This window comes from Hominiventricola sp. (assembly GCF_057604405.1).
Map to the genome: position 1 here is coordinate 130386 of NZ_DBLYVB010000002.1, position 22534 is coordinate 152919.

At 47.1% G+C, this 22534-nt stretch carries 24 protein-coding genes; 18 read left to right on the forward strand and 6 right to left on the reverse strand.

Annotated features, from left to right (window positions below; all coding sequences use genetic code 11):
• The first annotated feature begins 16 nt into the window (after window positions 1-16).
• The 5 genes from ACZMB2_RS02720 to ACZMB2_RS02740 all read left to right on the forward strand — a co-directional run bounded on the left by ACZMB2_RS02720 (window position 17) and on the right by ACZMB2_RS02740 (window position 6680).
• Window positions 17-1357: a Wadjet anti-phage system protein JetA family protein gene (locus ACZMB2_RS02720; RefSeq protein WP_487595395.1), complete on the forward strand. Its 1341-nt coding sequence runs from the start codon at window positions 17-19 to the stop codon at window positions 1355-1357.
• On the forward strand, window positions 1354-2016 hold the full coding sequence (locus ACZMB2_RS02725) for a DUF4194 domain-containing protein (protein ID WP_487595396.1): 663 nt from the start codon (window positions 1354-1356) through the stop codon (window positions 2014-2016). The genes ACZMB2_RS02720 and ACZMB2_RS02725 overlap by 4 nt, the downstream gene beginning before the upstream one ends.
• A complete protein-coding gene (locus ACZMB2_RS02730) occupies window positions 1973-5323 on the forward strand; it encodes an SbcC/MukB-like Walker B domain-containing protein (protein ID WP_487595397.1) in 3351 nt (1116 codons plus the stop codon). The genes ACZMB2_RS02725 and ACZMB2_RS02730 overlap by 44 nt, the downstream gene beginning before the upstream one ends.
• Window positions 5324-5436: 113 nt before the next feature.
• Entirely contained in the window at window positions 5437-5778 is a 342-nt protein-coding gene (locus ACZMB2_RS02735; RefSeq protein WP_487595398.1) for a cupin domain-containing protein, read from the forward strand.
• A 14-nt stretch (window positions 5779-5792) separates the two neighbouring features.
• The gene (locus ACZMB2_RS02740; RefSeq protein ID WP_487595399.1) at window positions 5793-6680 is read left to right on the forward strand and encodes an SseB family protein; all 888 of its coding nucleotides are present in this window, start codon (window positions 5793-5795) and stop codon (window positions 6678-6680) included.
• A gap of 50 nt (window positions 6681-6730) precedes the next feature.
• On the opposite strand, the gene ACZMB2_RS02745 is transcribed toward ACZMB2_RS02740, so the two are convergent.
• Window positions 6731-7372, reverse strand: a complete 642-nt coding sequence (locus ACZMB2_RS02745; protein WP_487595400.1) for an SdpI family protein — start codon at window positions 7370-7372, stop codon at window positions 6731-6733.
• Window positions 7359-7640, reverse strand: a complete 282-nt coding sequence (locus ACZMB2_RS02750) for an autorepressor SdpR family transcription factor (RefSeq protein WP_487595401.1) — start codon at window positions 7638-7640, stop codon at window positions 7359-7361. The genes ACZMB2_RS02745 and ACZMB2_RS02750 overlap by 14 nt, the downstream gene beginning before the upstream one ends.
• 402 nt (window positions 7641-8042) lie before the next feature.
• On the opposite strand from ACZMB2_RS02750, the gene ACZMB2_RS02755 reads away from it, so the two are divergent.
• Together ACZMB2_RS02755 and ACZMB2_RS02760 are read left to right on the forward strand one after the other, a co-directional pair.
• Window positions 8043-8645, forward strand: a complete 603-nt coding sequence (locus ACZMB2_RS02755) for an ECF transporter S component (protein ID WP_487595402.1) — start codon at window positions 8043-8045, stop codon at window positions 8643-8645.
• Window positions 8646-8677: 32 nt separating this feature from the next.
• Window positions 8678-9637 (forward strand): P1 family peptidase, encoded by a 960-nt coding sequence (locus ACZMB2_RS02760; protein WP_487595403.1) that lies wholly within the window; start codon window positions 8678-8680, stop codon window positions 9635-9637.
• On the opposite strand, the gene ACZMB2_RS02765 is transcribed toward ACZMB2_RS02760, so the two are convergent.
• Both ACZMB2_RS02765 and ACZMB2_RS02770 read right to left on the reverse strand, forming a co-directional pair.
• Window positions 9591-10406: an ABC transporter permease gene (locus ACZMB2_RS02765; RefSeq protein ID WP_487595404.1), complete on the reverse strand. Its 816-nt coding sequence runs from the start codon at window positions 10404-10406 to the stop codon at window positions 9591-9593. The genes ACZMB2_RS02760 and ACZMB2_RS02765 overlap by 47 nt on opposite strands.
• A complete protein-coding gene (locus ACZMB2_RS02770) occupies window positions 10393-11166 on the reverse strand; it encodes an ABC transporter ATP-binding protein (protein ID WP_487595405.1) in 774 nt (257 codons plus the stop codon). Before ACZMB2_RS02770 ends, ACZMB2_RS02765 begins: the two co-directional genes overlap by 14 nt.
• Before the next feature lie 99 nt (window positions 11167-11265).
• Here ACZMB2_RS02770 and ybaK point away from each other — a divergent pair, with 99 nt between their 5' ends.
• Window positions 11266-11748 carry a Cys-tRNA(Pro) deacylase gene (gene ybaK / locus ACZMB2_RS02775; RefSeq protein WP_308459814.1) on the forward strand — a complete coding sequence of 161 codons (483 nt, stop codon included), beginning with the start codon at window positions 11266-11268 and terminating at the stop codon, window positions 11746-11748.
• A 10-nt stretch (window positions 11749-11758) separates the two neighbouring features.
• Window positions 11759-13018, forward strand: a complete 1260-nt coding sequence (locus tag ACZMB2_RS02780; protein ID WP_487595406.1) for a PDDEXK-like family protein — start codon at window positions 11759-11761, stop codon at window positions 13016-13018.
• A 99-nt stretch (window positions 13019-13117) separates the two neighbouring features.
• On the opposite strand, the gene greA is transcribed toward ACZMB2_RS02780, so the two are convergent.
• Entirely contained in the window at window positions 13118-13621 is a 504-nt protein-coding gene (gene greA / locus ACZMB2_RS02785; RefSeq protein ID WP_308459812.1) for a transcription elongation factor GreA, read from the reverse strand.
• Window positions 13622-13655: 34 nt separating this feature from the next.
• Window positions 13656-14666, reverse strand: coding sequence for an aspartate--ammonia ligase (gene asnA / locus ACZMB2_RS02790; RefSeq protein ID WP_487595407.1), 1011 nt, complete (start codon window positions 14664-14666; stop codon window positions 13656-13658).
• 139 nt (window positions 14667-14805) lie between these two features.
• On the opposite strand from asnA, the gene ACZMB2_RS02795 reads away from it, so the two are divergent.
• The 9 genes from ACZMB2_RS02795 to map are packed head-to-tail and all read left to right on the forward strand — an operon-like array spanning window position 14806 to window position 22514.
• Window positions 14806-15618 carry a nitrilase-related carbon-nitrogen hydrolase gene (locus ACZMB2_RS02795; protein ID WP_487595408.1) on the forward strand — a complete coding sequence of 271 codons (813 nt, stop codon included), beginning with the start codon at window positions 14806-14808 and terminating at the stop codon, window positions 15616-15618.
• A 16-nt stretch (window positions 15619-15634) separates the two neighbouring features.
• On the forward strand, window positions 15635-16345 hold the full coding sequence (locus ACZMB2_RS02800; RefSeq protein WP_487595409.1) for a GTP pyrophosphokinase: 711 nt from the start codon (window positions 15635-15637) through the stop codon (window positions 16343-16345).
• Window positions 16335-17129: an HAD-IIB family hydrolase gene (locus ACZMB2_RS02805; protein ID WP_487595410.1), complete on the forward strand. Its 795-nt coding sequence runs from the start codon at window positions 16335-16337 to the stop codon at window positions 17127-17129. Before ACZMB2_RS02800 ends, ACZMB2_RS02805 begins: the two co-directional genes overlap by 11 nt.
• Window positions 17126-18235, forward strand: coding sequence for a DUF362 domain-containing protein (locus ACZMB2_RS02810; protein ID WP_487595411.1), 1110 nt, complete (start codon window positions 17126-17128; stop codon window positions 18233-18235). Before ACZMB2_RS02805 ends, ACZMB2_RS02810 begins: the two co-directional genes overlap by 4 nt.
• Window positions 18232-19356: a GTPase HflX gene (gene hflX, locus ACZMB2_RS02815; RefSeq protein ID WP_487595412.1), complete on the forward strand. Its 1125-nt coding sequence runs from the start codon at window positions 18232-18234 to the stop codon at window positions 19354-19356. The genes ACZMB2_RS02810 and hflX overlap by 4 nt, the downstream gene beginning before the upstream one ends.
• Window positions 19353-20009: an HAD family hydrolase gene (locus ACZMB2_RS02820; protein ID WP_487595413.1), complete on the forward strand. Its 657-nt coding sequence runs from the start codon at window positions 19353-19355 to the stop codon at window positions 20007-20009. The genes hflX and ACZMB2_RS02820 overlap by 4 nt, the downstream gene beginning before the upstream one ends.
• Window positions 20006-21178, forward strand: coding sequence for a CapA family protein (locus ACZMB2_RS02825; RefSeq protein ID WP_487595414.1), 1173 nt, complete (start codon window positions 20006-20008; stop codon window positions 21176-21178). Before ACZMB2_RS02820 ends, ACZMB2_RS02825 begins: the two co-directional genes overlap by 4 nt.
• On the forward strand, window positions 21168-21695 hold the full coding sequence (locus ACZMB2_RS02830) for a GNAT family N-acetyltransferase (protein ID WP_487595415.1): 528 nt from the start codon (window positions 21168-21170) through the stop codon (window positions 21693-21695). The genes ACZMB2_RS02825 and ACZMB2_RS02830 overlap by 11 nt, the downstream gene beginning before the upstream one ends.
• A 12-nt stretch (window positions 21696-21707) precedes the next feature.
• Entirely contained in the window at window positions 21708-22514 is an 807-nt protein-coding gene (map, locus tag ACZMB2_RS02835; protein WP_487595466.1) for a type I methionyl aminopeptidase, read from the forward strand.
• Window positions 22515-22534 lie beyond the last annotated feature (20 nt).

The window sequence follows — 22534 nt, forward strand, 5'->3', positions numbered from 1 at the left end:
AGGTTAGTTTATACAAATGAATCTGTTAGAACGGATTCCGAAAGACTTTTATAAGCTTTTCGGAAGCAAATATATGGAGTATTATATAGCATTTCTGGTGGCCATCTATGAGGAGAGCAGCCGGTCTTATTCTGCGCTGGGACTTACCGAGCAGGAGTGCCGGGCTATCATCAATGAACAGCTGGCATCAGCGACCATTGACTGGAGTGAGGAACGTTTTGATGAGGAAGGAAGTCTTCTGACCAGAAGTAATATGGCAGCGGTCTGCCTCCGGCATTTTGAAGAGTGGGGATGGCTTAGACAGGACTTTGATGAGACGCTGAACAGTTATGTAGTTTCATTTCCTGAGTACAGCCAGCTTTATGTGGAGCTGTTTCAGAAATTATCCGTGGAAGAGGACAGTGAGGAACGGGAGAGTGTGCTGGCTGTGTATAGCTATCTTTTTACCTACAGCGCAGACCCGGAAAAAAATACAGAGATGCTGAGAAGTGCCCTTCGTACTTCCCGAAAGCTGTCACAGATGCTGGCAGCCATGCAGGAAGGCATGAGAGGGTATTTTGATGAATTGTCAGGACAGAAGGATTTTCGTGGTATTCAGGAGGTACTGATCCGGGAAATTCATAACAGTGACAGTAAGAAATATGCGATTCTGACGACTACGGACAGCTTTTACCGTTACAAAGAAGCCGTAAAAGAACTGATCGACCAGAATATGAGCAATCCTGAGATTGATGATGAAGCGGCAGAAATTCTGCTTAGAATCGAGAGGGAGTTTGACGGCATTGAACGGAGATACAATCGGCTCATTGAGCAAAAGACGGTCTTTGCCAGCCGTGCAGCGGCGAGAATTCGCTATATTTTGAGGGAAGGTTCTGCAGAAGAGGATCCGACACTGCAGCTTGTGAATCTTCTGAACCGGAGCAGCCGGAAGGAAGAGATCCTGGAAGAACTGGCATCCTCTATGGGTGTCACTTCTCCTTATCGGGTAATCACAGAGAAGAGTTTTTACACACCCAGGGATATGGAAAAAGAAGCATTTCAGCCGGTATCGGTATCCGCAGGAGCAAATGCTGATTCCGGCGAGATGGAAGATTTTATTTTGCAGCCTCTGTATACAAAAGAAGAGATCCGGTCTTTCCGAAAAGAATATGAAAAGAATGGCGTCTTTTCTGTTACAAAAGATGCAATACATTCCGTGGAAGATCTGGAAAAACTGTTCTTTATTTGGCAGGAAGCTACCGAGCGGCAGGATGATGCTCAACGGATTGCCATTGGCGACGAGATCCGGGGAGAGGGAGGACTTACCTTCTCAGGTCTTACCATAGAGAATGCAGAAGAGGAGAAAGAAAAAGCATGAGTACATATTTAGAAGAACTTTCGCTGTCGGAAGCGGAAGAAGTAAAACGGACGATCCGGGATCTGTTCCGGCAGACCTGCATTCTCCAGACCAAATATGATCCGGCGACGTTGACGCCAAGGGATAACCCGAGATATCAGACCTGTGCGAAACACCGGGCATTTATTGAGGATTATGTATCCGTACTTGGATGTGAACTGATCCATGACCCGCAGGAACGTATTTTCCGGCTGGCCGGGGAAGGAGCCGCAGTGGAGCGTATGTCTATCACTACAACGCTGCTGGTGTTAATTCTGAAACTAATCTACCGGGATAAAGTGCTGGGAGAAGGTCTTCATGCTACGGTGACGAATCTGCCGGAAATGCGTGAATACGGAAAAGATACCAATCTGATTACGAGAAAACTGACCACGGCAGAATGGAGAGAGGCACTGTATCTTATGAGAATGCATCAGATGATCGACGTGCCGGGTGCTGTCCGTGATGTGGACGATGAGACCCCCATCTATATTTATGGAACGATTAATCTGTATTGTTCGGCATTGGACATGAACCGTCTGGTGGAGAAATACAGAGAAGAAGTACAGGAAGCAGAAAGCAGGGAGGAAGAGGAAGTTGAAGCAGGCGAAGAAGATTATAACCCGGATGCTGCTGAATAACTGGGGCGGAATCAGCCATCGAATGATGGAATTTCATGAATATGTGAATCTGTTCAGTGGAAAGAGCGGATCGGGAAAATCAACAGTCATGGACGCCATTCAGGTGGTGCTCTATGGAAGCATGTCCGCTTCCTTCCTGAATAAGGCAGCAGATGATGCAAAAAACCGGAGAAGTGTTATGAGCTATCTCCGCGGAGAGCAGAAGGATGGCACAGCCAACCGCGGAGGACAGGACTTTGGTTCCACATTGGTGCTGGAAATCAAAGATACGGGAAACGGTATTACTACTTGTTTTGGAGTACTCTTTGAGATCGGCAAAGCCGATACGGATATCAATGGAAAATATACCTTTTTCAGCCACTCCGGATCCATGCCGGAGGATGAGTATCTGGAAGAAGGAGGGATTCCTTATTCCAGAGGGCGGATGAAGAAACTTTGTGAGGCCAGAAAGAGCAGTCCGGATAATCGGGGAAGAGGAGAAGTGAACCGTCTCTATCCGTCCAGAGAATCCTATGTGAACACCCTTTATGAAGTGATCTTAGGTTCCGTGGATGCACAGCGTCTGATGACTATGGAAAAGAGTGCTATCGCTCTTCGGATGACCAACGGTACCGGTCAGTTTATTAAGGATTATATGTTCCCGAAGAGTCGGGAGAGCGCCATCGAGAAGATCAGTGAACAGCTGGGGGCTTACAGGGAGATCAAAGAGCGCGTGGAGGATCTGGAGAGGAGAATCCGTCTGCTCAGTGAGATCAGGGAGAGCCACGAAGGCCTTATAAAGACCCGTGTAGATATGGTCCATGCAGAAACAGTGTTAAAATATATTGAGATCGAGAGTACCAGAGCTCATCTGGAGACCAGAACCCAGGAACTGAAGAAAGAGACGGAAGCTGTTGCCAATCTTCAGAAACAGCAGGCAGAGGAAGAAAAAACATCGGAAACGCTGGCTGCAGAACTGGTGGAAGTTCAGGCAGCTCTTCGCTCCAGTGATTACGGACAGAAACAGAAGGAATTGACAGAACTTGAAAATACGGTTCTGCTGCTTTCCGGAAACAGCCGTCAGTGGAGAAAACTGCTGGATGATTTAAGCGCGTGGGAGACAGAGGAGACAGTTTCCGGCTATGTGAGTAATTTTGCCCTGCAGCTTCTGGATGAATTCCGCAAAGGAAAGGTCACGGAAGAGAACTGTAAGGAACTTCAGAAGCGTCTGGAAGAAGCCAGAGAAAATGTGGAAGAAGAGTTAGAGGATCTGACAGAACGGCAGCGCATACTGTCGGCAGAACTGGAAGAGAAAAAAGAGATTCTTGATGAGCTGAAGCATGATCGGAAGCCTTATGATAAGAATCTCCGGCAGGCCAGAACCCAGCTGGAGAGCGCTCTTTCCAATCTCTATGGAAAGAAAGCACCCGTTTACATTCTGGCAGATCTTTTTGACGTCACCGACGAAAAATGGAAGAATGCGGTGGAAGGACGGCTGGGTCGTCTGAAATACAGTCTGGTGACAGCGCCGGAATATGCCCTTGATGCGGCAAATCTGTTCCGCCGCCTGAAGAAGTTCCAGGAAGTGGATCTGATTAATACCCAGGCAATTCTGAAAGACCAGCCTCAGGCACAGCCGGGAACTCTCTATGAAGCGGTTCGTGCAGAAGAATCCTTTGTAGACGACTGTCTGAAACGGTATCTTGGACGCACCGTAAAATGTGAGTCTCTAGAGGAATTGTCCAAAGTGCGTGACGGTGTGACACCGGACTGCTATTCTTACAGTAATTATATGTTCCGCCATCTGCGAGAGAAAGATTATACTTTAAGAGCCTGCATCGGAACGAAGGTGTCCCGTACAAAAATGACGGAGCTTTCCGACAGGGTGAATGTACTGGAAAACGAACTGGAAGAGTATGCTTCCACTTGCAGAAGCCTGAAAAAAGCGTTGAATTTTGAAATGCTTCACATGGAGCCGGAGCATGTACTGGAGTTATCTCAGGCAGCCGCAGACTTGGAGCGTTATTATAAGAAACAGGAGAAGCTGGAGCAGGAGATCCGTGAGCTTCAAAACGGCAGTCTGACAGCACAGCTGGAAACACAGAAAGAAGAACTGATCGCAAAGCAGCAGGAACAGAACCGGAAAGTGGGAATGCTGCAGACAGAGATGATAGAACATATTCGTGTGCAGGGAAGCATTGAATCTGATGTAAAGAAATATAAGGAAAATCTGGCGGCATTGTCAGAAGGATTTGTGGAAAATGAAGAGCTGGCAGCAGAAGTCAGTGAGCAGCTGCTTACCCAGTCCGAAACCAGCTACCGCAATCGGATGACCAGAGAATTAACTTCTTTACAGGAACTTGAGCAGGAACAACAGGAAAACCGTTCCCGTGCCAGAATGGACTTCAACCGAATCTATGCATCCTATGGTCTTTCTGGTGTGGAGAAGGAAAATGATGCCTACGACCGGATCCTGGAACAGTGTCGGAGGGATTACGAACCACAGTATAAGGAAGAATTCCGGATACAGTGCGATCAGGTCTATACAAGCCTTCGGGACAACGTCATTGCGGCCATTCATGGAGAAATCAAAGCGGCATACCGCCATGCAAGAGAGATCAACCGTCTGCTTTCCAGGATTCGTTTTTCGGACAGTACTTATCAAATTGAGATCCGCCCGGCGGATAATGAGAACGGGCAGTTTTATGAAATGCTTATGGCCAGCGAACTGGACAGCAAGGTGCTGGATAATAACGGATTTGACGGTCAGATGAGTCTTCTGGAAGATGAATTTTATATGAAATACAAAGATAAGATTGACCTGCTCACGGAAAAGTTTATGCCGCCCCAGGAGGGTGATGCCCAGAATCTGAATGCAAAGCGGCAGGAGATGGAACAGTATGCAGATTACCGGAATTATCTGACCTTCAGTATGTATGAGCGCGTGGAGGATGAGGACGGATCTGTCAGAAAGAATCATGTGGATGAGATGGCGGGACGTGATTCCGGTGGAGAGGGACAAAACCCCAAATACGTAGCGCTGCTGGCCGGATTTGCCATGCTCTATATGCAGCAGAGCAGCCGGGATTCCAAAGTGCGTCTGGTATTACTGGACGAGGCATTCTCCAAGATGGATAAGGAGCGAAGCGAGGTCTGCCTGCGCTATGCAAGAGAGCTTGATCTGCAGCTTATTGTATGCGTCCCGGATGAGAGATTACAGTCTCTCATCCAGAACGTAGATTGCGTCTATGGGTTCCGTAGATTTCAGAATCAGATCAGCATGATGCATATTGATAAAGGTGATTACCTGAATCTGCTGGAGGGCTGAGCAGGAGAAAATTCCGGGTGGCGGATGTGAAAATAATATGGTACAATAAATGCAGTGATGCGGTGCTAAAGCAGAGCATCGGACATGAATGACGGATAAAGGAGAGAACGAAAATGGTTCGTAAGACAGAAGTAAAAATGGTAGAAGGCCTGCGCGGGGGAAAAGGAACGGCAGAAGTTCATCATATCGTAACAGCAGAAGAATTACGCGGTCATGGAAAAATGTACGCAAAGGTAGTGCTGGCACCTCATAGCAGCGTAGGATATCATCAGCATGTGGGAGATACAGAACCCTACTATATCCTTTCGGGTCATGGCGTTTTTATTGACAATGATGGAAGCCGTATTCCGGTAGGCCCGGAGGATGTCTGTATCATCGAATGCGGTCAGAGCCACGGAATGGAAAATAATTCCGACGAAGAGCTGGTAATGATGGCTCTGGTATATAACGAGTAAAGTGGGGAACAAACATGGCAATCGATATTGACAAATACAGAAATCAACAGAAGCAGACTGCGGTGAATGCGGTAAATAACCTGAAAGAGGCATATGCCTTCATTTCCATACTGACCAACATGCCCTATGCAGAGTGTGAGGAAGTGGATTACAATGACCAGGTGCATCTGTTTGAGAAGAAAGAAACTGCCGAGAAAATGCAGAAAGAGCTGGAAGAGCAGGGAATCCGCGTCCGGATTCTGGAACTGAAGACCGTAGAGGTGCAGGTACCGGCGAATCCAAAGGAGCCGAAGGGTGAGATGAAGAAAATGTATCTGAACCAGGTGCGTCAGCATCTGGGAACCTTGCCGTTCCTTGGTATAAACGCAATCTGTTTCCATCCGGCAGAAGGACAGGAAGCATGCATTGAGATCAAAGAAGTACTGCCGGAAGATTTCGAGAAGAAAGTAAGTGAAAATCCGCTGTATCAGCCGAATCTGCAGCTGACAGGTATTTATCTTATGCAGGAAGCACGTAAGAAAAAAGAATTGGTAGATCAGAAGCACTTAAGAGAACTGGATGAGGAATTTTCTTCCAATCTGGTAAAGAGCAAGCTGTTTTTGGCAGTGCTTCCACCAGAAGGAAAAGAGCGTGATCCGAAGCTGGAATTAAAAGAGTGCAGACTTCCCTATCTGAAACATCAGAGCGGGGACATTTTCTTCCCGGTATTTACCGATGTCTGGGAATTCCAGAAGTATGCAAAAGATAAGAAAAACCTTCGTTCCATTCAGATCCCGTTCAAGGAACTGGAAAAGTTTTGGGTAAAAGATGCGAAAGCATATATGATTAATCCCCATGGATTTGCACTTCCGATTCCAAAAGATATGGTTTCGAAGCTGCTAAAAAGATTTGGTGTAGAGTAAAAAGATACTCCGGCCGGACATTGTTGTCTGGTCGGAGTTTTTTGCGGAAATCAGATTCCCTTACGATACCAGAGATAAGACATAAGGGTGGGAACCAGGCTTGCCACCATAATCAGTACGAACATAATGCCAAAGACCAGTTTTTGACTGGGGAGAAAGGCTGCCAGGATCAGGATGATGCCTGCCGTGAAGAAGCATTTTCCGCCCAGACGGTGAGTTCTGCGCCAGTTTTCTTCGCTGCAAAGAGCCCATGGAGTTCGTATGCCCATGAAGAAATTGCTTTTCACTTTCGGCAGTTCATTTCCAATAAAGAGGAACAGAATACCGATGGCGATCGTAATTACCAGTGGAATATTGACAGTTCCCGGACGGAAATTCTCTACCAGAGTGACAGCGGTCATGCCGAATAGAAAGAGCTGCATAAAAATACAGAACTGATCGTAAAAATGCTCAAATTTACTGTAGTTTTTCTTTCTCGGATCCACATGGGGAAGTATGTCGAACAGGATTGCGATGACAAGTCCCATACCGCTCATAAGAAATAAATGCCATTTCGCTTCGTAGGAGGCTGCGCCGTTTAAATCCCAGCTTAAGGTAATCTGGTCAGGCAGCCGAAAATAGCAGACAATAGAAACAAGCAGAGTGATAAGCGGAATCACATAGTTTAAAATACGAAGTTTAGGATTCTTCATTGGAATCTCCTTTCTTTAAAGACATCATCCAGTTCAGGATATCGTCCAGTACACTTGTGTTTAATGTATAGAAAATAAATTTTCCCTTCTTCTCATCATCGATGAGTCCGGCGTTTTTTAAGATGGACAGATGATGGGAGAGGGATGCTCCGGTCATAGAGAAATGTTCCAGCAGTTCTCCGGCCGAGAGAGGGCCTGTTCGCAGCAGATTCAGGATCTCCCGTCTGGTGGGATCGGACAGGGCTTTGAAGCTTTCCTGAAAACCCATGAGATACCTCCTTACAGATAATAATTAGACATTTATCTAAACATCTAATTGAAATATAGCACCGGACAGGAAAAAAGTCAATGAGAAAGCACAAAAAACTTCTTGCCATATGAAAAAATTGTGCTATAGTAGAAAAGAACGTTATTCCACAGGAAAACGCATCATGTAAGACATCTGTGATTCTAAAGACAGAAAATGCAAAAAGAGACGAAGAAAGTGCTGACCTTACAGGCGGCAACTTATGAAAAAAGACTCTTTTGGATTTTGTGTTTTGTTTGTCCGCAAATCTGCGGTTTTTCTGAAGTTTCGTTCATTTTATTTTCCCCAGAAATTAAACAGGAGCCAGGAGACAGGGGACGTTTGCCTTTGCTGCGCCGTTTCACTGGACAAAAGGAGAGAAAAATGAAAAACACGCATTCACAGAAGACATTATTTATGGTGGAACTGGCACTTATGGTAGCCATTATTTTCATCATGGCATTTACACCGCTGGGATATTTCCAGACCATGGGTCTTTCCATTACTTTTTTAACTGTACCGGTTGCAGTCGGTGCCATTATTTTAGGACCGAAAGGCGGCGCCATCTGTGGTCTGGCTTTTGGAATCACCAGCTTTATGCAGTGCTTCGGTATGGGAGCCTTTGGAACCATGCTGTTCAGTATTAATCCATTGGGAACGGCAATTACCTGTATCATTCCCCGTGTGCTGGAAGGACTGCTCTGTGGTCTGATTTTCCAGGCGCTTCATAAAAACATGAAAAATGGTGCATATCTTATTGCAAGTCTTGCATGCCCGCTGTTAAACACTCTGTTCTTTATGAGCTCACTGGTTGTATTTTTCTACAATACAGATTATATTCAGGGATTTGTAAGCACATTCGGCGTTACCAATCCGTTTGCATTTGTCATCGCATTCGTAGGTGTGCAGGGAGCCATTGAGGCCATTGTATGTTTCCTGCTGGCAGGAGCAATTTCCCGCGCACTGGGAACGGCACTTCATAAATAAAACAGGAACATAGAGCAGAAGGGGGATTGACCATGGGACTGGCAAAAGAATTTCCGATCGAAAAGATGGATGGCTTCCGTATTGGAAATGCACAGAATGAGGAAGCGGGTACCGGTGTGACAGTGGTGTTGTTTGACAAAGACAAAGGAGCCAGAGCCGGCGTGGATGTAAGCGGCGGTGGTCCGGCATCCAGAGAGACGCCGCTGGCTTCTCCGTTGACGGCAGACAATCCGGTGAATGCCATTGTATTATCCGGCGGCTCCGCCTATGGACTGGCTGCTTCTGACGGTGTCATGCACTGGCTGGAAGAACACGGTTTCGGCTTTGACACCGGATATGCCCGCGTTCCGCTGGTATGCCAGTCCTGTATCTATGACCTGGGTTATAAAAGAGCCGATATCCGTCCGGATGCAGCCATGGGTTATGCAGCCTGCGAGGATGCACTGCAGCATAACAAAGCGCTGTCCGGCAGCATAGGTGCAGGTATCGGTGCAACGGTTGGAAAAATATACGGAATGGAACGTTCCAGCAAATCAGGACTTGGCGTATGTGCACTTGAAGTGGGAGATCTTCGTGTGGCAGCCATTGTGGTGGTCAATGCACTGGGCGATATTTGCAATCCGGAAAATGGTGAGAAGCTGGCTGGTCTGAAGAACGAAGCGGGTACCGGCTTTGCCGACAGCCGGGAGGCGCTCTACACGATCAGCAAGCGGGAAACTCTCTTCAATTCCAACACGACTATCGGCGTGGTGATTACCAATGGAGAATTTACCAAGGGGGAGATGAATAAGCTGGCCGCTATGACCAGAAATGCCTATGCCCGCTGCATCCGCCCGGTGGGAACCATGGCGGACGGCGATACCATCTATGCAGCCTCCGTCGGCACTGTGCAGGCCGATATCAATACCACGGGAGTTCTCATGGCCGAGGCTATGGAACGGGCGATTATGAGAGCCGTGACTTCCGTATCTGATGCTCCAGTTTTTGAATAAGCTGGTAGAGACAAAACGCAATCACGCACAGGATAATCAGTGCGGCAATCAGATAGTCGAGCCGGAATACCTGACTGGAGTAGATGATGAGATAGCCCAGTCCTTCTCTGGCGGCGAGAAATTCACCGATGATGACACCTACCAGGCAAAGTCCGATATTGACTTTCAGGATACTTATCACGGAGGGGAGGCTGGAGGGACAGACCACATGAGTCATCACCTGCAGCCGGTTGCCGCCCAGGGTATAGATTAGTTTCATGGCTTCCGGATCGGTTTCACAGAAAGCGGTATACATGCTGATGATGCTTCCGAAGATGGCCACGGACATGCCCGCCACGATGATGGTCCGCATGCTGGCACCCAGCCATACGATGAGAAGTGGAGCCAGGGCGGATTTTGGGAGACTGTTTAAGATGACCAGCCATGGTTCCAGAATTTCTGACAGAGAATGAAAGAACCAGAGCAGTGTGGCGGTGAGAAAACTGAAGAGAATGACCAGTATAAAACTCGCGGCAGTTTCGCCTAGGGTAATAGCGGTATGCCGTATCAGGGAGCCATCTGTCCACATGGTTCCGATGGTGCGGACAACTTTTAGGGGGCTGCTGAAGATAAAGGAATCAATGAGTTGAAAATCACTGGACAGCTCCCAGACAGTCAGAATCAGCAGAAATCCAAGAAAACGGCAGGCAGCCACAAACAGGTGATGCTGTCGGTGTTTTTTCAGATACTGCTGCTGTAAAGGAGTAACTACAGTTTCAGGGACTTCCATGGACATTCAGCTCCTTCCATATTTCATTAAAATACTGCTTGAATTCAGAAGCCTGTCTCCGCTCCATGGGAAGAAGACCGGAATCGGCGAAGTGGATGGAAACAATTTCCTGCACCGTTGCAGGACGGTGGGAGAGAATGAGGACCCGGTCCGCCATGCTGATGGCTTCTGACAGATCGTGAGTGACCAGAATAATGGTCTTTTTTTCTTTGCGGATAATCCGGTAAACATCGTCGCAAACCTGAAGTCTGGTCTGGTAATCCAGAGCCGAGAAGGGTTCGTCAAGGAGCAGAAGGTCCGGATTCAGAGCAAGGGTGCGAATAAGTGCTGCCCGCTGCCGCATACCGCCGGACAGTTCGGAAGGTCTGGCATTTCGAAACTGATCAAGTCCATAATCCCGGAGCAGCTGTTCTACATGCTCCAAATTCTTTTCTGTCATCCGGTTCTGGATTTCCAACCCGAGAATTACATTTTTATAGATGGTGCGCCATTCAAAAAGATGATCTTTTTGAAGCATATAACCGATACGCTGGCGGCTCATGGAAGCCGGAGCTCCATGGATGGAGATGGTACCGCTTTCTGGTTCCATCAAAGAGGCAATCATGGACAAAAGCGTGGATTTTCCGCAGCCGCTGGGACCGACAATGGCGAGAAACTCTCCTTCCGGTACGGAAAAGGTAATATTTGACAAAGCAGGCGTCTCACCGGAGAGCGTGTGATAGGAGTAGGAGACGCCGCTGACTTCCAGTACAGTACTCAAGGATAAGAACCCTCCTTTCTGGTTTCCATATAAGATATGGATTTTTTCAGGGATGTGTGCTATGCTCTGGGGGATAGAAAAGACTGGAGGAATGGGACCATGTCCAAGACAAAAGAAGTAAAGACCAATGCGATGCGGATGCTGGACCGCATGAAAATTCCGTATGAGGCACACACCTATGAGTGTGAAGAATTTGTAGATGGAATTCAGGTGGCAGATATGCTTCATCTGCCTCATGAGAAAGTATATAAGACGCTGGTAACCGTAGGAAACAGCAAAAATTATTTTGTGTTCGTGCTGCCCATTGAAGCAGAGCTGGATTTGAAGAAAGCGGCACGCGAAGTAGGTGAGAAATCCCTTGCCATGGTGCATGTGAAAGATATTAACAGCATTACAGGTTACGTCCGTGGCGGATGTACCGCCATCGGCATGAAAAAGCAGTTTGTTACCCGGATTGCGGCAGCGGCGGAAAATCTCGATAAGATCATTGTCAGTGGCGGACGGATTGGAAGCCAGCTGGAATTAAAACCGGAAGATTTGAAGAAAGCCTGCAAGGGAGAATTTGCGGATATTACTGTGTAGAGGAAAGACGATGGACGACACATTACTGGTGCGTGTGAAAAAGATTGCCGCTGCGTGCAGGCAGAATACTTCCTATAACCTGTTCTCGGTACTGGGGATTGAGACGAAAGAAGTGCTGATCTGCCGGGTGTTGGCGGATCTTCTGAATCCCAGAGGACAGCATGGAATGGGCAGCGTATATCTGGAACTCTTTTTGAAGGAAGTACTCCATTGGCAGGCGGTGAATTCGGATGTTGTAAAACATGCAGTGGTGACGGCAGAATATTTGATTGACGAGGATCGCAGGATTGATCTGGTCATAGAAACTGCCGGGCAGTTCCTTCCGGTGGAAGTAAAGATTCTGGCTGGTGAGCAGAAGGCGCAGTGTCTGGACTACTATCGGTTCAGCAGAGCCAAAGATCCGCAGACAAAAGTTATTTATTTGACCAGGTTTGGAACCATGCCGAGTGCTTACAGCCTGTCTGATGGAACCGAGCGGGTGCCGGAGGCAGATCTGATCTGTATTTCCTTTAAGGAGCATATTATACACTGGCTGGAACAGTGTCGAAATGTGAGCAGGGAAGAGATGAAACCCCTGCTTACGCAATTTATTGATACGATTCGAACGATTACAGGAATTACCAGGGAGAATATGACAGATATGACAGCACAGGAGATTGCCGGTTCCGCAGATTCCCTGCGGGCGGCCATGCAGATCGCAGATTCTCTGAATCTGGCGAAAAAACAGGTATTGCGTTCAGTGATGGAAGAGTTTGTGACACAGATGAAACCGCTGGAGCAGAAATATCATCTGGAACGGGAGCAGAATATAGGCTGGTATGGATATGAAGCACAGGTGGATACCTTTTATGACCATGCATATACCACCTATCCGGGAATTAATTACATTGTAAAAGATGCGGTCATGATCAGGACCTATCAGCTCTGGCTTCGCATTGAGGTGGATAATCGGTTGTTTGCTGGATTCTGTGTATTTGATCCGGCATCCAGTTCAAAAGAAGGACTGGGAAATCAGGTGGATGACTATGATAAGGAGACGAGAAACTGCGTGGAGCAGATTCTGAAAGTTGCAAAAGCAGATCAGTCCGCCTGGTGGGCAGTCTGGCGGTATCTTCCCACCGGTTCAGTCAAAGAAAGCCCGGAAGTACCGGATTTTAAAGCTATGAATGATGCCGCTGTTGCACTGGCAGATGAAGAAGCAAGGAAGAAATTTGTGACGGAAGCAGTGAAGCGGATTGAGGAGTCGCTGCTTTCGTTAGTAAAACACTAATCGTCAAATTTTGTAATATAAAAAGTGACCGATTGTGAATGTTGTAACGTCCACAATCGGTCACTTTTGTTGTTCTGTTATTTGCGAATGTTTATGACATCAAAATGCCCGGATGCCGTCATCTTCCTCATCACTGGTATCTTTGATCTCACGGATCATGACTTCATAGCTGTAATCCGCGCTGACCGGGATCATGACTTTGTCACCCACATGATGGTGAAGAAGAGCCTTTCCCAGCGGAGATTCAATACTGATCAGATTTTTCATGGAATTACCACGGATGCTGGTGACGATCTTATAGGTCTCGCATTCATCATCCTCTTCGATATAGACGGTAACGGTCTTATTGAGGCCGACTTCATCGGATGTGGTATTGTCTTCCACGATCTCGGAGTTCTTCAAAAGCCGCTCCAGATAGCGGATACGGCTGTTGTTGGCTCCGTTTTCTCTCTTGGCAGCGTAATACTCGAAGTTCTCGCTTAAATCACCCTGGGCCCGCGCCTCTTTCAGAGAATCCAGAATCTGGGGACGGAGCACCAGTTTCCGGTGATCAATCTCCGCCTGAATTTTCTCTCTGTCTTTCTGGGTCATTCTTTCTTTCATATACAAAAACCTTCTTTCAACTGCATGGCAGATGTTATAAAAGTACGACGCCGTTCTTCAGAGCTTCTTCTCTGGTCTCATCCGGCCATACGGATACCTGTACCTCGCCGATATGTGCTTTCCGCAGGAAGAACATACAGATACGGGACTGACCGATGCCGCCGCCGATGGTGTAGGGAAGCTGCTTTTCCAGAATGGCTTTCTGGAACGGAAGCTCTGCGCGCTCCTCACAGTGAGCAAGCTTTAACTGGCGTGCCAGGGAATCCTCGTCCACACGGATACCCATGGAGGATAATTCCAGTGCATGACCCAGAACCGGGTACCATACCAGGATATCACCGTTTAAGTGCCAGTCATCATAGTCCGGTGCACGGCCGTCGTGGGGTTCGCCGGTGGTCAGTTTATCACCGATCTCCATCAGGAAGACAGCGCCCTTTTCGCGGGTAATCCGATCCTCGCGCTCCTTCGGGGTGCAGTCCGGATACAGGTCCAGAAGCTCCTGGGTGGTGATGAAGAAAATATCCTTCGGGAGAATCTCCTCAATATAGTCATACTTGATAGCCATGTATTTTTCTGTTTTTTTCAGTGCCTTGTAAATTTTACGGACAGTTTCTTTTAAATATTCCACATTTCTGTCCTGTTTCAGAATGATTTTTTCCCAATCCCACTGATCTACATAGATGGAATGCACGTTGTCAGTGATCTCATCGCGGCGGATGGCATTCATGTCCGTGTAAAGGCCTTCGCCTACGTGGAAACCGTACTGTTTCAGCGCATTTCGTTTCCATTTTGCAAGAGAGTGAACGATCTCGACCGGACGGTCGTCCTGCTCTTTAATGCCAAAGGATACCGGGCGCTCCACGCCGTTTAAGTTGTCGTTCAGTCCTGATTCCGGGCGGACGAACAGCGGCGCGGAGACACGGAGCAGATAAAGCTGCTCAGCCAGCGTCTGCTGAAAAAAATCTTTTACCGTTTTGATAGCAATCTGGGTGTCGTAGAGGGATAACTCAGACTGATAGTTTTCTGGTATATACAGATGTTCCATAAAACTTCCTCCAATTTAGTAGTTATATCAATCTTTGCCAGTATACCATAAACTGAACATAGTTGCAAAACGGAAATCGACAAATCGTGTACAACATGGTAAAATAAAAAATGATTGTTCAAAGGGAGGCAGTCTGAAAATGAAGATAGCACTGGGACAACTGAAAATTTTCTGGGAAGATAAAAAGGCAAATATGGAAAAACTGAAGATCTGCCTGAAACAACTATCGGACGTGGATCTTTTTCTTATGCCGGAAATGAGTCTAACCGGGTTTTCCATGAACACGGAAAAAACGAAGGAAAATAAGAAAGAGACTGTATGTCAGATCCGGGAATTGGCAAGACAGTATGATATAGCTATTGGTGTCGGCTGGGTTAAAGATCTGGGAACAACCTGTGAAAACCATTATTCTATCATCTCACCGGAGGGAGAACTCTTAGACTATGCGAAGCTTCATCCCTTCAGTTACGGAGAGGAAAGTCTTTATTTCACAGGAGGAGATACACTTCCTTTGTGCAATTATAAAGGGTTTGAGATTGGGGTACAGATCTGCTATGATCTGCGCTTTCCGGAACCATTTCAGATATTATCACAGAAAGCAGATTTGATTGTGGTGCCTGCCAACTGGCCGGCAGCCAGAAGAGACCACTGGGATACTCTGCTTCGCGCCAGAGCCATTGAAAATCAGGTGTATATTGTCGGGATAAACTGTGCAGGCAGCATGGGTGGACAATACTATTCCGGTGACAGTGTGCTGTACCGCCCGGATGGAACAAAAGTGCAGGCAGAACGAAACATCCTGTCCGGAAAGGAAGCAATTCCGGAAGAAGCTGTTTTTGTGTATGAAATTGACAATCAGATCAGGAAATACAGAGAAAGCTTTCCGGTGAAGAAGGATCGGAGAGAAGCATTATACAGAAAACTGGGGGAGCATGTAAGGAAGCATGCCTAAAGAGAGGGTAAATAAAATGGAAGATCAAATGACAACGATGTCGAGACTGAATACAGAAAAAGGAATGGAAATATTACAGGAATTGACGCAGGAACAGAAGGTGTCCATGCTCATGAAAGCGCAGTCTTTTCAGACGCTGCTTATGCAATACCGCTGTGCCATCCGGGAGATTCAGACGAAATTAAATGTATTAAATGATGAATTTTCCCTGCGCCATGAGCGTAATCCGTTTGAGTCAATTAAGAGCAGGGTAAAAGAGCCCGCCAGCATTATAGAGAAGATGCATCGCCGGGGTTATGAACTATCTGTAGAAAATATTGAGGATAAATTAAATGATGTGGCGGGAATCCGCGTGATCTGTTCCTTCGTGGAAGACATTTATTATCTGGCCAGCATGCTGTCAGCCCAGGATGACTTGACTGTACTGCAAGTAAAGGATTATATTAAAAATCCAAAGGAAAATGGATACCGGAGTCTGCATCTCATTATTCAGACACCGATTTTTCTGTCTGACCAGAAGAAAAATATGCGGGTGGAGGTACAGTTCCGTACCATTGCCATGGACTTCTGGGCCAGTGTGGATCACAAATTAAAATACAAAAAGAATGTCAAGAATCCGGAGATGATCGCAGGAGAGCTTCGTAAATGTGCGGATATCATCAGCAGTGTGGATCAGCGCATGCAGGAAATCCGGACCATGATTGAAGAAGGAGAAAATGATGATTAAAATGATTGCCAGCGATTTGGACGGAACGCTGATTCCGGAAGGAACGCAGGAGATGGAGCCTGGATTTTTTGAGGTACTCTCAGAACTTCTGGACCGGGGATACCAGTTTTATGTAGCTACTGGACGACAATATGCAAATGTCCGGCGGCTGTTTGATTCTTATGCGGACCGCATTGGCTTTGTGTGCGAAAATGGAGCCCTTGCCATGGCGCAGGAACAGCAGCAGTATATTCTGGAAGTACCCCATGAGAAAGCAATAGCAATAGCAGAGGATATTATGAGTTTTCCGGAGACAGATATCTGCCTTTCCGGTGTGAAAGCATGTTACATACAACCCCGGTCAGACTGGTTTGAAAATCAGATGGTAAATGTGCTGAGAAATAAAACCAAGATGTTTCAGGAGCTTTCGGAGATTGATGACCAGATCGTGAAAATTGCCATGTATATCTATGATTTTCCGAAACATGTAGATCGCATCCGTGCATTACTAAATGAAAAATATGGTGATTTCGCGGATTTTGTGTGGGGTGGCAATGACTGGCTGGATATGATCCAGAAGAACTCCGGAAAAGGACTGGCGCTGCAGGCAATTTTGAAAGAAAAAGGATGGAAGCCGGAGGAATTGCTGGTGTTCGGTGATAACCAGAATGATATTTCCATGCTGGAACTGACTCCTAACAGTTATGCCATGGAGCATGCAAAGCCGGATGTCATTCCTCATGCGTCCCATACTTGTAAAAGTGTTACGGAGAAACTGCGGGAGTTTTTGAAAGAACAGTCATGAAAAAAAATGAAATATTGATTCTATATGGGACTGAATACATGGAGCTGACAAAAAAACTGCTGGAAGAAGCGCAGCTGGCAGAAATGATCGGGGATTCTGGGAAAATCATTGGAATTAAACCGAATCTGGTAGCTCCGGTTCCGGCAGAGGATGGCGGAACAACCCACCCGGAAGTGGTGGAAGGCCTCCTTCAGTATCTGCAGGAGCACGGATTCCGTCATTTACGGATCATGGAAGGATCCTGGGTGGGAGACCGGACAGAGGAATCTTTTCAGGTGTGTGGTTATGACCGGCTGGCAGAGCAGTATGGAGTGGAACTTATTGATGCCCAGAAGGAGCCGGCAGTTTCAAAGGATTGCGGTGGGATGGAACTGCATTTGTGTCGATGTGCCACGGAAGTGGATTTTATGATCAATGTGCCGGTTATGAAAGGACATTGCCAGACCCATATTACTTGTGCACTGAAGAATATGAAAGGGTTACTTCCTAATAGGGAGAAGAGAAGATTTCATGCGGAAGGACTTCATCGTCCTATTGCTCATCTGGCCCTTGGTATCCATCAGGATTTTATTCTGGTGGACAGTATTTGCGGAGATTTAAGCTTTGAGGATGGTGGAAATCCAACCCAGATGGATCGTCTCATGGCAGCAGTTGATCCGGTGCTCATGGATGCTTATGTCTGCCAGCTTCTGGGTTATGAGGTAGAAGAAGTGCCCTATGTTACCATGGCAGAGGAGCTTGGCGCGGGCAGCACGGATCTCACCCATGCGGAAATTCGGGAACTGAATGAACCCATTCATCCCATGGGGAAGGCCGATAAGGACAGAGTCATGAAGCTGGCAGAAATCGCACAGGAAGTAGAGTCCTGCAGCGCCTGCTATGGTTACCTTCTTCCGGCGCTGGACATGCTGGATCGGGAAGGCCTTTTAAAAGATTTTCCGGAAAAGATCTGTATTGGGCAGGGGTATCGCGGACAGACCGGAGAACTGGGAGTAGGAAGCTGTACTTCCAAATTCCGGCACAGTCTGAAAGGATGTCCGCCTACAGAAACAGAAATGTATGAATTTTTAAAAGCATATATCAGTAAAGGAACGGAAAAAGCATGAGAGAAGAGCCGCGGGAGCAGGCGCTGCTTTTAGGAGTAAAATTAAGAGATGGAGAGGATTTTGAACGATCCATGGAGGAACTGTGGAATCTGGCAGAGGCCTGTGGTATGCAGGTGACAGGGCAGATTACTCAGAATATGGAACGTCCTCATTCGGCATTATACATGGGAAAAGGAAAGCTCTCGGAAGTAAGGAAATTTCTGGAACAGCACCCTGTGGATGTGGTGATCTTTGACCGGCAGTTATCACCGTCCCAGCTTCGCAATCTGGAACAGCTTCTGGATTGCGCTATTTTAGACCGGACCAGTCTGATTCTGGAGATTTTTGCTGTCCGGGCGAGAACCAGAGAGGCAAGACTGCAGGTGGAATCTGCAAGGCTTCAGTACATTTTGCCGAGACTGACCGGCATGCACAAAGCGCTGAGCCGTCAGGGCGGCGGAAGCGGCATCTCTAATAAAGGTGCCGGTGAGAAGAAACTGGAACTGGATCGCCGACGGATTGAAAAACGGATGTCAGAGCTGCGCCGGGAACTGGAACAGGTGTCAAAGGAGCGGGAGATCCAGAGAAACAGGCGTCAGGGCAGTGGAATTCCACGAGTGGCATTGGTGGGTTATACCAATGCAGGAAAATCCACCCTTATGAACAGTATGTTGGATAAATATTCCAGAGACCCATCCAAACGGGTCATGGAAAAAAATATGCTGTTTGCAACTCTGGATACGACGGTAAGGAGAATTCATACCGGACCGCAAAAAGAATTCCTTTTATCTGATACTGTAGGTTTTATTCATCAGCTTCCCACGGGACTGATAAAAGCATTCCGTTCTACACTGGAGGAAGCAAGAGAGGCAGATCTTCTGCTTCATGTATTGGATTATTCTGATGAAGCCTGCAGGCAGCAGCGGGAAGTGACGGAAGAGACATTAAAAGAGCTGGGAGCCGGAGATATTCCGGTGATTTACGTATATAATAAATCAGATCTGAGAATGCAGGAAGATGGATCTAAGATGACTCTTCCCAGAATCCAGGAAAACCGGATTTACCTGTCGGCAAAGACTGGAGAAGGAATTCAGGAATTGGTGGATATGATCTGGAAATTATGTGGGGAGAACAAAGGATGATTCATGCAGTGATTTTTGATATGGACGGTGTGCTGATCGATACGGAACGGCATTTGTTTGATTGTTGGCAGCAGGCAGCAAAAGAATATGGTTATATGCTCACAAAAGAACAGCTTCTTGGAATTCGTAGTCTGGCGGCTGAATTTGCGGTACCACATTTTCAAAAACTGATGGGCGAAGCATTTGACTATGCAGCGATCCGAAGCCGTCGGAAAGAGTTGATGAGAGATTATATTGCGGAGCATGGAGTTGATAAAAAACCATGTGTGGATGAATTTCTGGATTATCTGCATGCCAATGGATATAAAACTGCGGTAGCGACCGCTACAGATCCGGAGCGGGCAAAACAGTATTTATCCAGTATCGGAATCTATGAGAAATTTGACCGGATTGTTTGTGCGACTACAGTGGCTCATGGAAAACCCATGCCGGATGTTTATCTCTATGCCTGTGAGCAGATCGGTGAGCATCCTGAGTATTGCCTGGCGATTGAAGATTCCGATAATGGGGCATTATCTGCTCACAGGGCAGGATGTCATGTGGTGATGGTGCCGGATCTGGCAGAACCAATGCCGGAGACCGCAGAATATCTGGAAGCAGTGGCTGATGATCTGAGCGGATTGATTCCGGTTCTGGAGGCGATGAAGGCGTGAAACGAAAGAAACTCTGGAAACAGGCAGGACTGGCGTTAGCTGTTTCACTGTTACTCGCCGGATGCAGCGGGCAGCAGAAGGAAATGGCGGAAGGAGAGCTGCCAGAAAAGACAGAAGAGGTTCAGGCAGAGACCGATGATGCGGAGAAACCGGAACAGAAAACGGAAACGTCGGAAATGGCGAAAACGCCAGATCTTCATGATTATGATTTTACCTGTGCCTTTGCTGGGGATATCAATCTGGCGGATGACTGGAACACGATGGAATTCTATGGGCAGCAGGAGAATGGAATTTGTGATTGCATTGATCCGCAGCTCATTCATGAGATGCAGCAGGCAGATCTGACCTGTGTGAATCTGGAATTCTGCCTCTCTGACCGGGGTGCGCCTATGGCGGGCAAGAAATATACCTTTCGGGCAAAACCGGAGCGGGCAGAGATTTTGAAAGAATTGGGTGTGGATCTGGCAAATCTGGCAAATAACCATATTTATGATTATGGAACAGATGCTTTCCTGGACACCCTTTCTATTCTGGATGAAAACGGAATTGCCCATGCCGGAGCAGGGACGGATGCAGCGGAAGCAGAAGAACCGTTTTATACAGAGATTGACGGACGCACGGTGGCAGTGGTATCAGCTACCAGGGCGGAAAAATATATTTTGACTCCGGAAGCAGAGGAAGAGACGCCAGGAGTGTTCCGGTGTTATGATATGACGAAGGTACTTCAGAAAGTGCGGGAAGCAAAGGAACGGGCAGACATTGTCATTGCCTATATTCACTGGGGCACGGAATACAGTGAAACGCTGGAAACTGCCCAGACAGAAGGGGCAAAAGCGCTTGTGGATGCAGGTGCGGATGTGGTGCTTGGCGCCCATCCTCATTGCCTGCAGGGAATGGAATTCTATGAGGGAAAACCGATTCTGTACAGTCTGGGAAACTACTGGTTTAACGAAAAGACACTGGATACGGTGCTGGTAAAGCTTCATTTCTATGGAAATGATGAGGAACAGCATACCGAAGTGCAGCTGCTTCCGGCAAGACAGGAGCAGCATGTGACGAGACTTCTGACGGATGAGCAGGAAGTATCTGACTGGCGCAGTCATATGGAAAGTATGGAGCCGGGAACGGTTCAGATTGATGAGAAGGGAATTATAAGCAATGCAGATTGAGAAGGCAACCTCCCGTGAATTGCGGAAGATCAAGAAAATTTATCTGGAAGCGTTTCCAAAATCTGAGCGGAAACCATTTCGATTGATGAAACAGAAGGCGTCAGAGGGCATTATGGAATTTCTGGCGATCCGGGAAAGAGGAAAGCTGACGGGGCTTGCCATTACCGTATTATATAAAGATATGGTGCTTTTAGATTATTTTGCCATCGAGAAATCTTTTCGGGGGCAGAATCTGGGAACGGAAGCACTGGCACTTTTGAAGAAGCGCTATGAAGGAAGGCGGTTTTTTTTGGAAATCGAACTTTCTGAACTGGAAGGACCTGGACAGAAGCTGCGGATCCGAAGAAAACAGTTTTATCTTCGAAACGGCATGAAAGAGACCGGTGTGAAGGTCTGTCTGTTCCAGATACCAATGGAACTTCTGACAGACGGACAGGACATGGTGTTTGAAGAATATCATGAGTTCTATGAACAGACCATAGGGCCGGTATTTGCAAGAAAAGTAGAACGGCTGTAATTCGGGCGGGGTATCCGCAGAAAGAGTGAAGATATGCGAAGAAAGAAGAAAAAAATCATGAAAATCGGAAATGTGCTGGTAAAGAGCAGAGAACAGATTGATGGAATCCGGGAGAGCGGCAAGATCAATACGGCAGTATTGGATTATGTGGAGGAGCATATCCGTGCGGGTATTTCCACAGCAGAGATTGACCGCTGGGTTTATGACCAGACGAAGAAAATGGGAGCCATTCCGGCACCGTTGAATTATGAAGGATTTCCGAAGAGTGTGTGCACGTCCATCAACAGTGTGGTATGCCATGGAATTCCCAGTGAGGACGAAATTTTAAAAGAAGGAGACATCATCAACGTGGATGTTTCCACGATTTATAAGGGATATTTTTCCGATGCGTCCAGAATGTTCTGTATCGGGGAAGTAAGTGCTGACAAGAAACGGCTGGTACAGGTGGCAAAAGAGGCCATTCAGGTAGGACTCATGGAAGTGAAACCGTGGAAACCGTTAGGTGATATGGGTCATGCCATCCATATGTATGCCATGAGTCAGGGATATTCGGTAGTGGAAGAGATCGGAGGCCATGGGGTTGGTTTGCAGTTCCATGAGGAGCCGTGGGTCAGTTATGTATCACCGAAAGGAAGCGGCGAGATCATGGTACCGGGCATGGTATTTACCATTGAACCCATGATTAATATGGGCGGTCCGGAATTTTATGTGGATGACAATAATGGTTGGACGGTTTATACGGAAGATGGAATGCCGTCCGCACAGTGGGAGGTAACGGTAGCTGTTCTGGATGACGGCTATGAAGTACTGACCAGATAAAGAAACAAAATCAGACAGGG

Excerpts from the sequence above, each read along its gene's own strand:
- ACZMB2_RS02720 (WP_487595395.1), top strand. The coding sequence starts at position 17 with ATGAATCTGTTAGAACGGATTCCGAAAGACTTTTATAAGCTTTTCGGA.
- ACZMB2_RS02725 (WP_487595396.1), top strand. The coding sequence starts at position 1,354 with ATGAGTACATATTTAGAAGAACTTTCGCTGTCGGAAGCGGAAGAAGTA.
- ACZMB2_RS02735 (WP_487595398.1), top strand. The coding sequence starts at position 5,437 with ATGGTTCGTAAGACAGAAGTAAAAATGGTAGAAGGCCTGCGCGGGGGA.
- ACZMB2_RS02740 (WP_487595399.1), top strand. The coding sequence starts at position 5,793 with ATGGCAATCGATATTGACAAATACAGAAATCAACAGAAGCAGACTGCG.
- ACZMB2_RS02745 (WP_487595400.1), bottom strand. The coding sequence starts at position 7,372 with ATGAAGAATCCTAAACTTCGTATTTTAAACTATGTGATTCCGCTTATC.
- ACZMB2_RS02750 (WP_487595401.1), bottom strand. The coding sequence starts at position 7,640 with ATGGGTTTTCAGGAAAGCTTCAAAGCCCTGTCCGATCCCACCAGACGG.
- ACZMB2_RS02755 (WP_487595402.1), top strand. The coding sequence starts at position 8,043 with ATGAAAAACACGCATTCACAGAAGACATTATTTATGGTGGAACTGGCA.
- ACZMB2_RS02760 (WP_487595403.1), top strand. The coding sequence starts at position 8,678 with ATGGGACTGGCAAAAGAATTTCCGATCGAAAAGATGGATGGCTTCCGT.
- ACZMB2_RS02765 (WP_487595404.1), bottom strand. The coding sequence starts at position 10,406 with ATGGAAGTCCCTGAAACTGTAGTTACTCCTTTACAGCAGCAGTATCTG.
- ybaK (WP_308459814.1), top strand. The coding sequence starts at position 11,266 with ATGTCCAAGACAAAAGAAGTAAAGACCAATGCGATGCGGATGCTGGAC.
- ACZMB2_RS02780 (WP_487595406.1), top strand. The coding sequence starts at position 11,759 with ATGGACGACACATTACTGGTGCGTGTGAAAAAGATTGCCGCTGCGTGC.
- greA (WP_308459812.1), bottom strand. The coding sequence starts at position 13,621 with ATGAAAGAAAGAATGACCCAGAAAGACAGAGAGAAAATTCAGGCGGAG.
- asnA (WP_487595407.1), bottom strand. The coding sequence starts at position 14,666 with ATGGAACATCTGTATATACCAGAAAACTATCAGTCTGAGTTATCCCTC.
- ACZMB2_RS02795 (WP_487595408.1), top strand. The coding sequence starts at position 14,806 with ATGAAGATAGCACTGGGACAACTGAAAATTTTCTGGGAAGATAAAAAG.
- ACZMB2_RS02800 (WP_487595409.1), top strand. The coding sequence starts at position 15,635 with ATGGAAGATCAAATGACAACGATGTCGAGACTGAATACAGAAAAAGGA.
- ACZMB2_RS02805 (WP_487595410.1), top strand. The coding sequence starts at position 16,335 with ATGATGATTAAAATGATTGCCAGCGATTTGGACGGAACGCTGATTCCG.
- ACZMB2_RS02810 (WP_487595411.1), top strand. The coding sequence starts at position 17,126 with ATGAAAAAAAATGAAATATTGATTCTATATGGGACTGAATACATGGAG.
- hflX (WP_487595412.1), top strand. The coding sequence starts at position 18,232 with ATGAGAGAAGAGCCGCGGGAGCAGGCGCTGCTTTTAGGAGTAAAATTA.
- ACZMB2_RS02820 (WP_487595413.1), top strand. The coding sequence starts at position 19,353 with ATGATTCATGCAGTGATTTTTGATATGGACGGTGTGCTGATCGATACG.
- ACZMB2_RS02830 (WP_487595415.1), top strand. The coding sequence starts at position 21,168 with ATGCAGATTGAGAAGGCAACCTCCCGTGAATTGCGGAAGATCAAGAAA.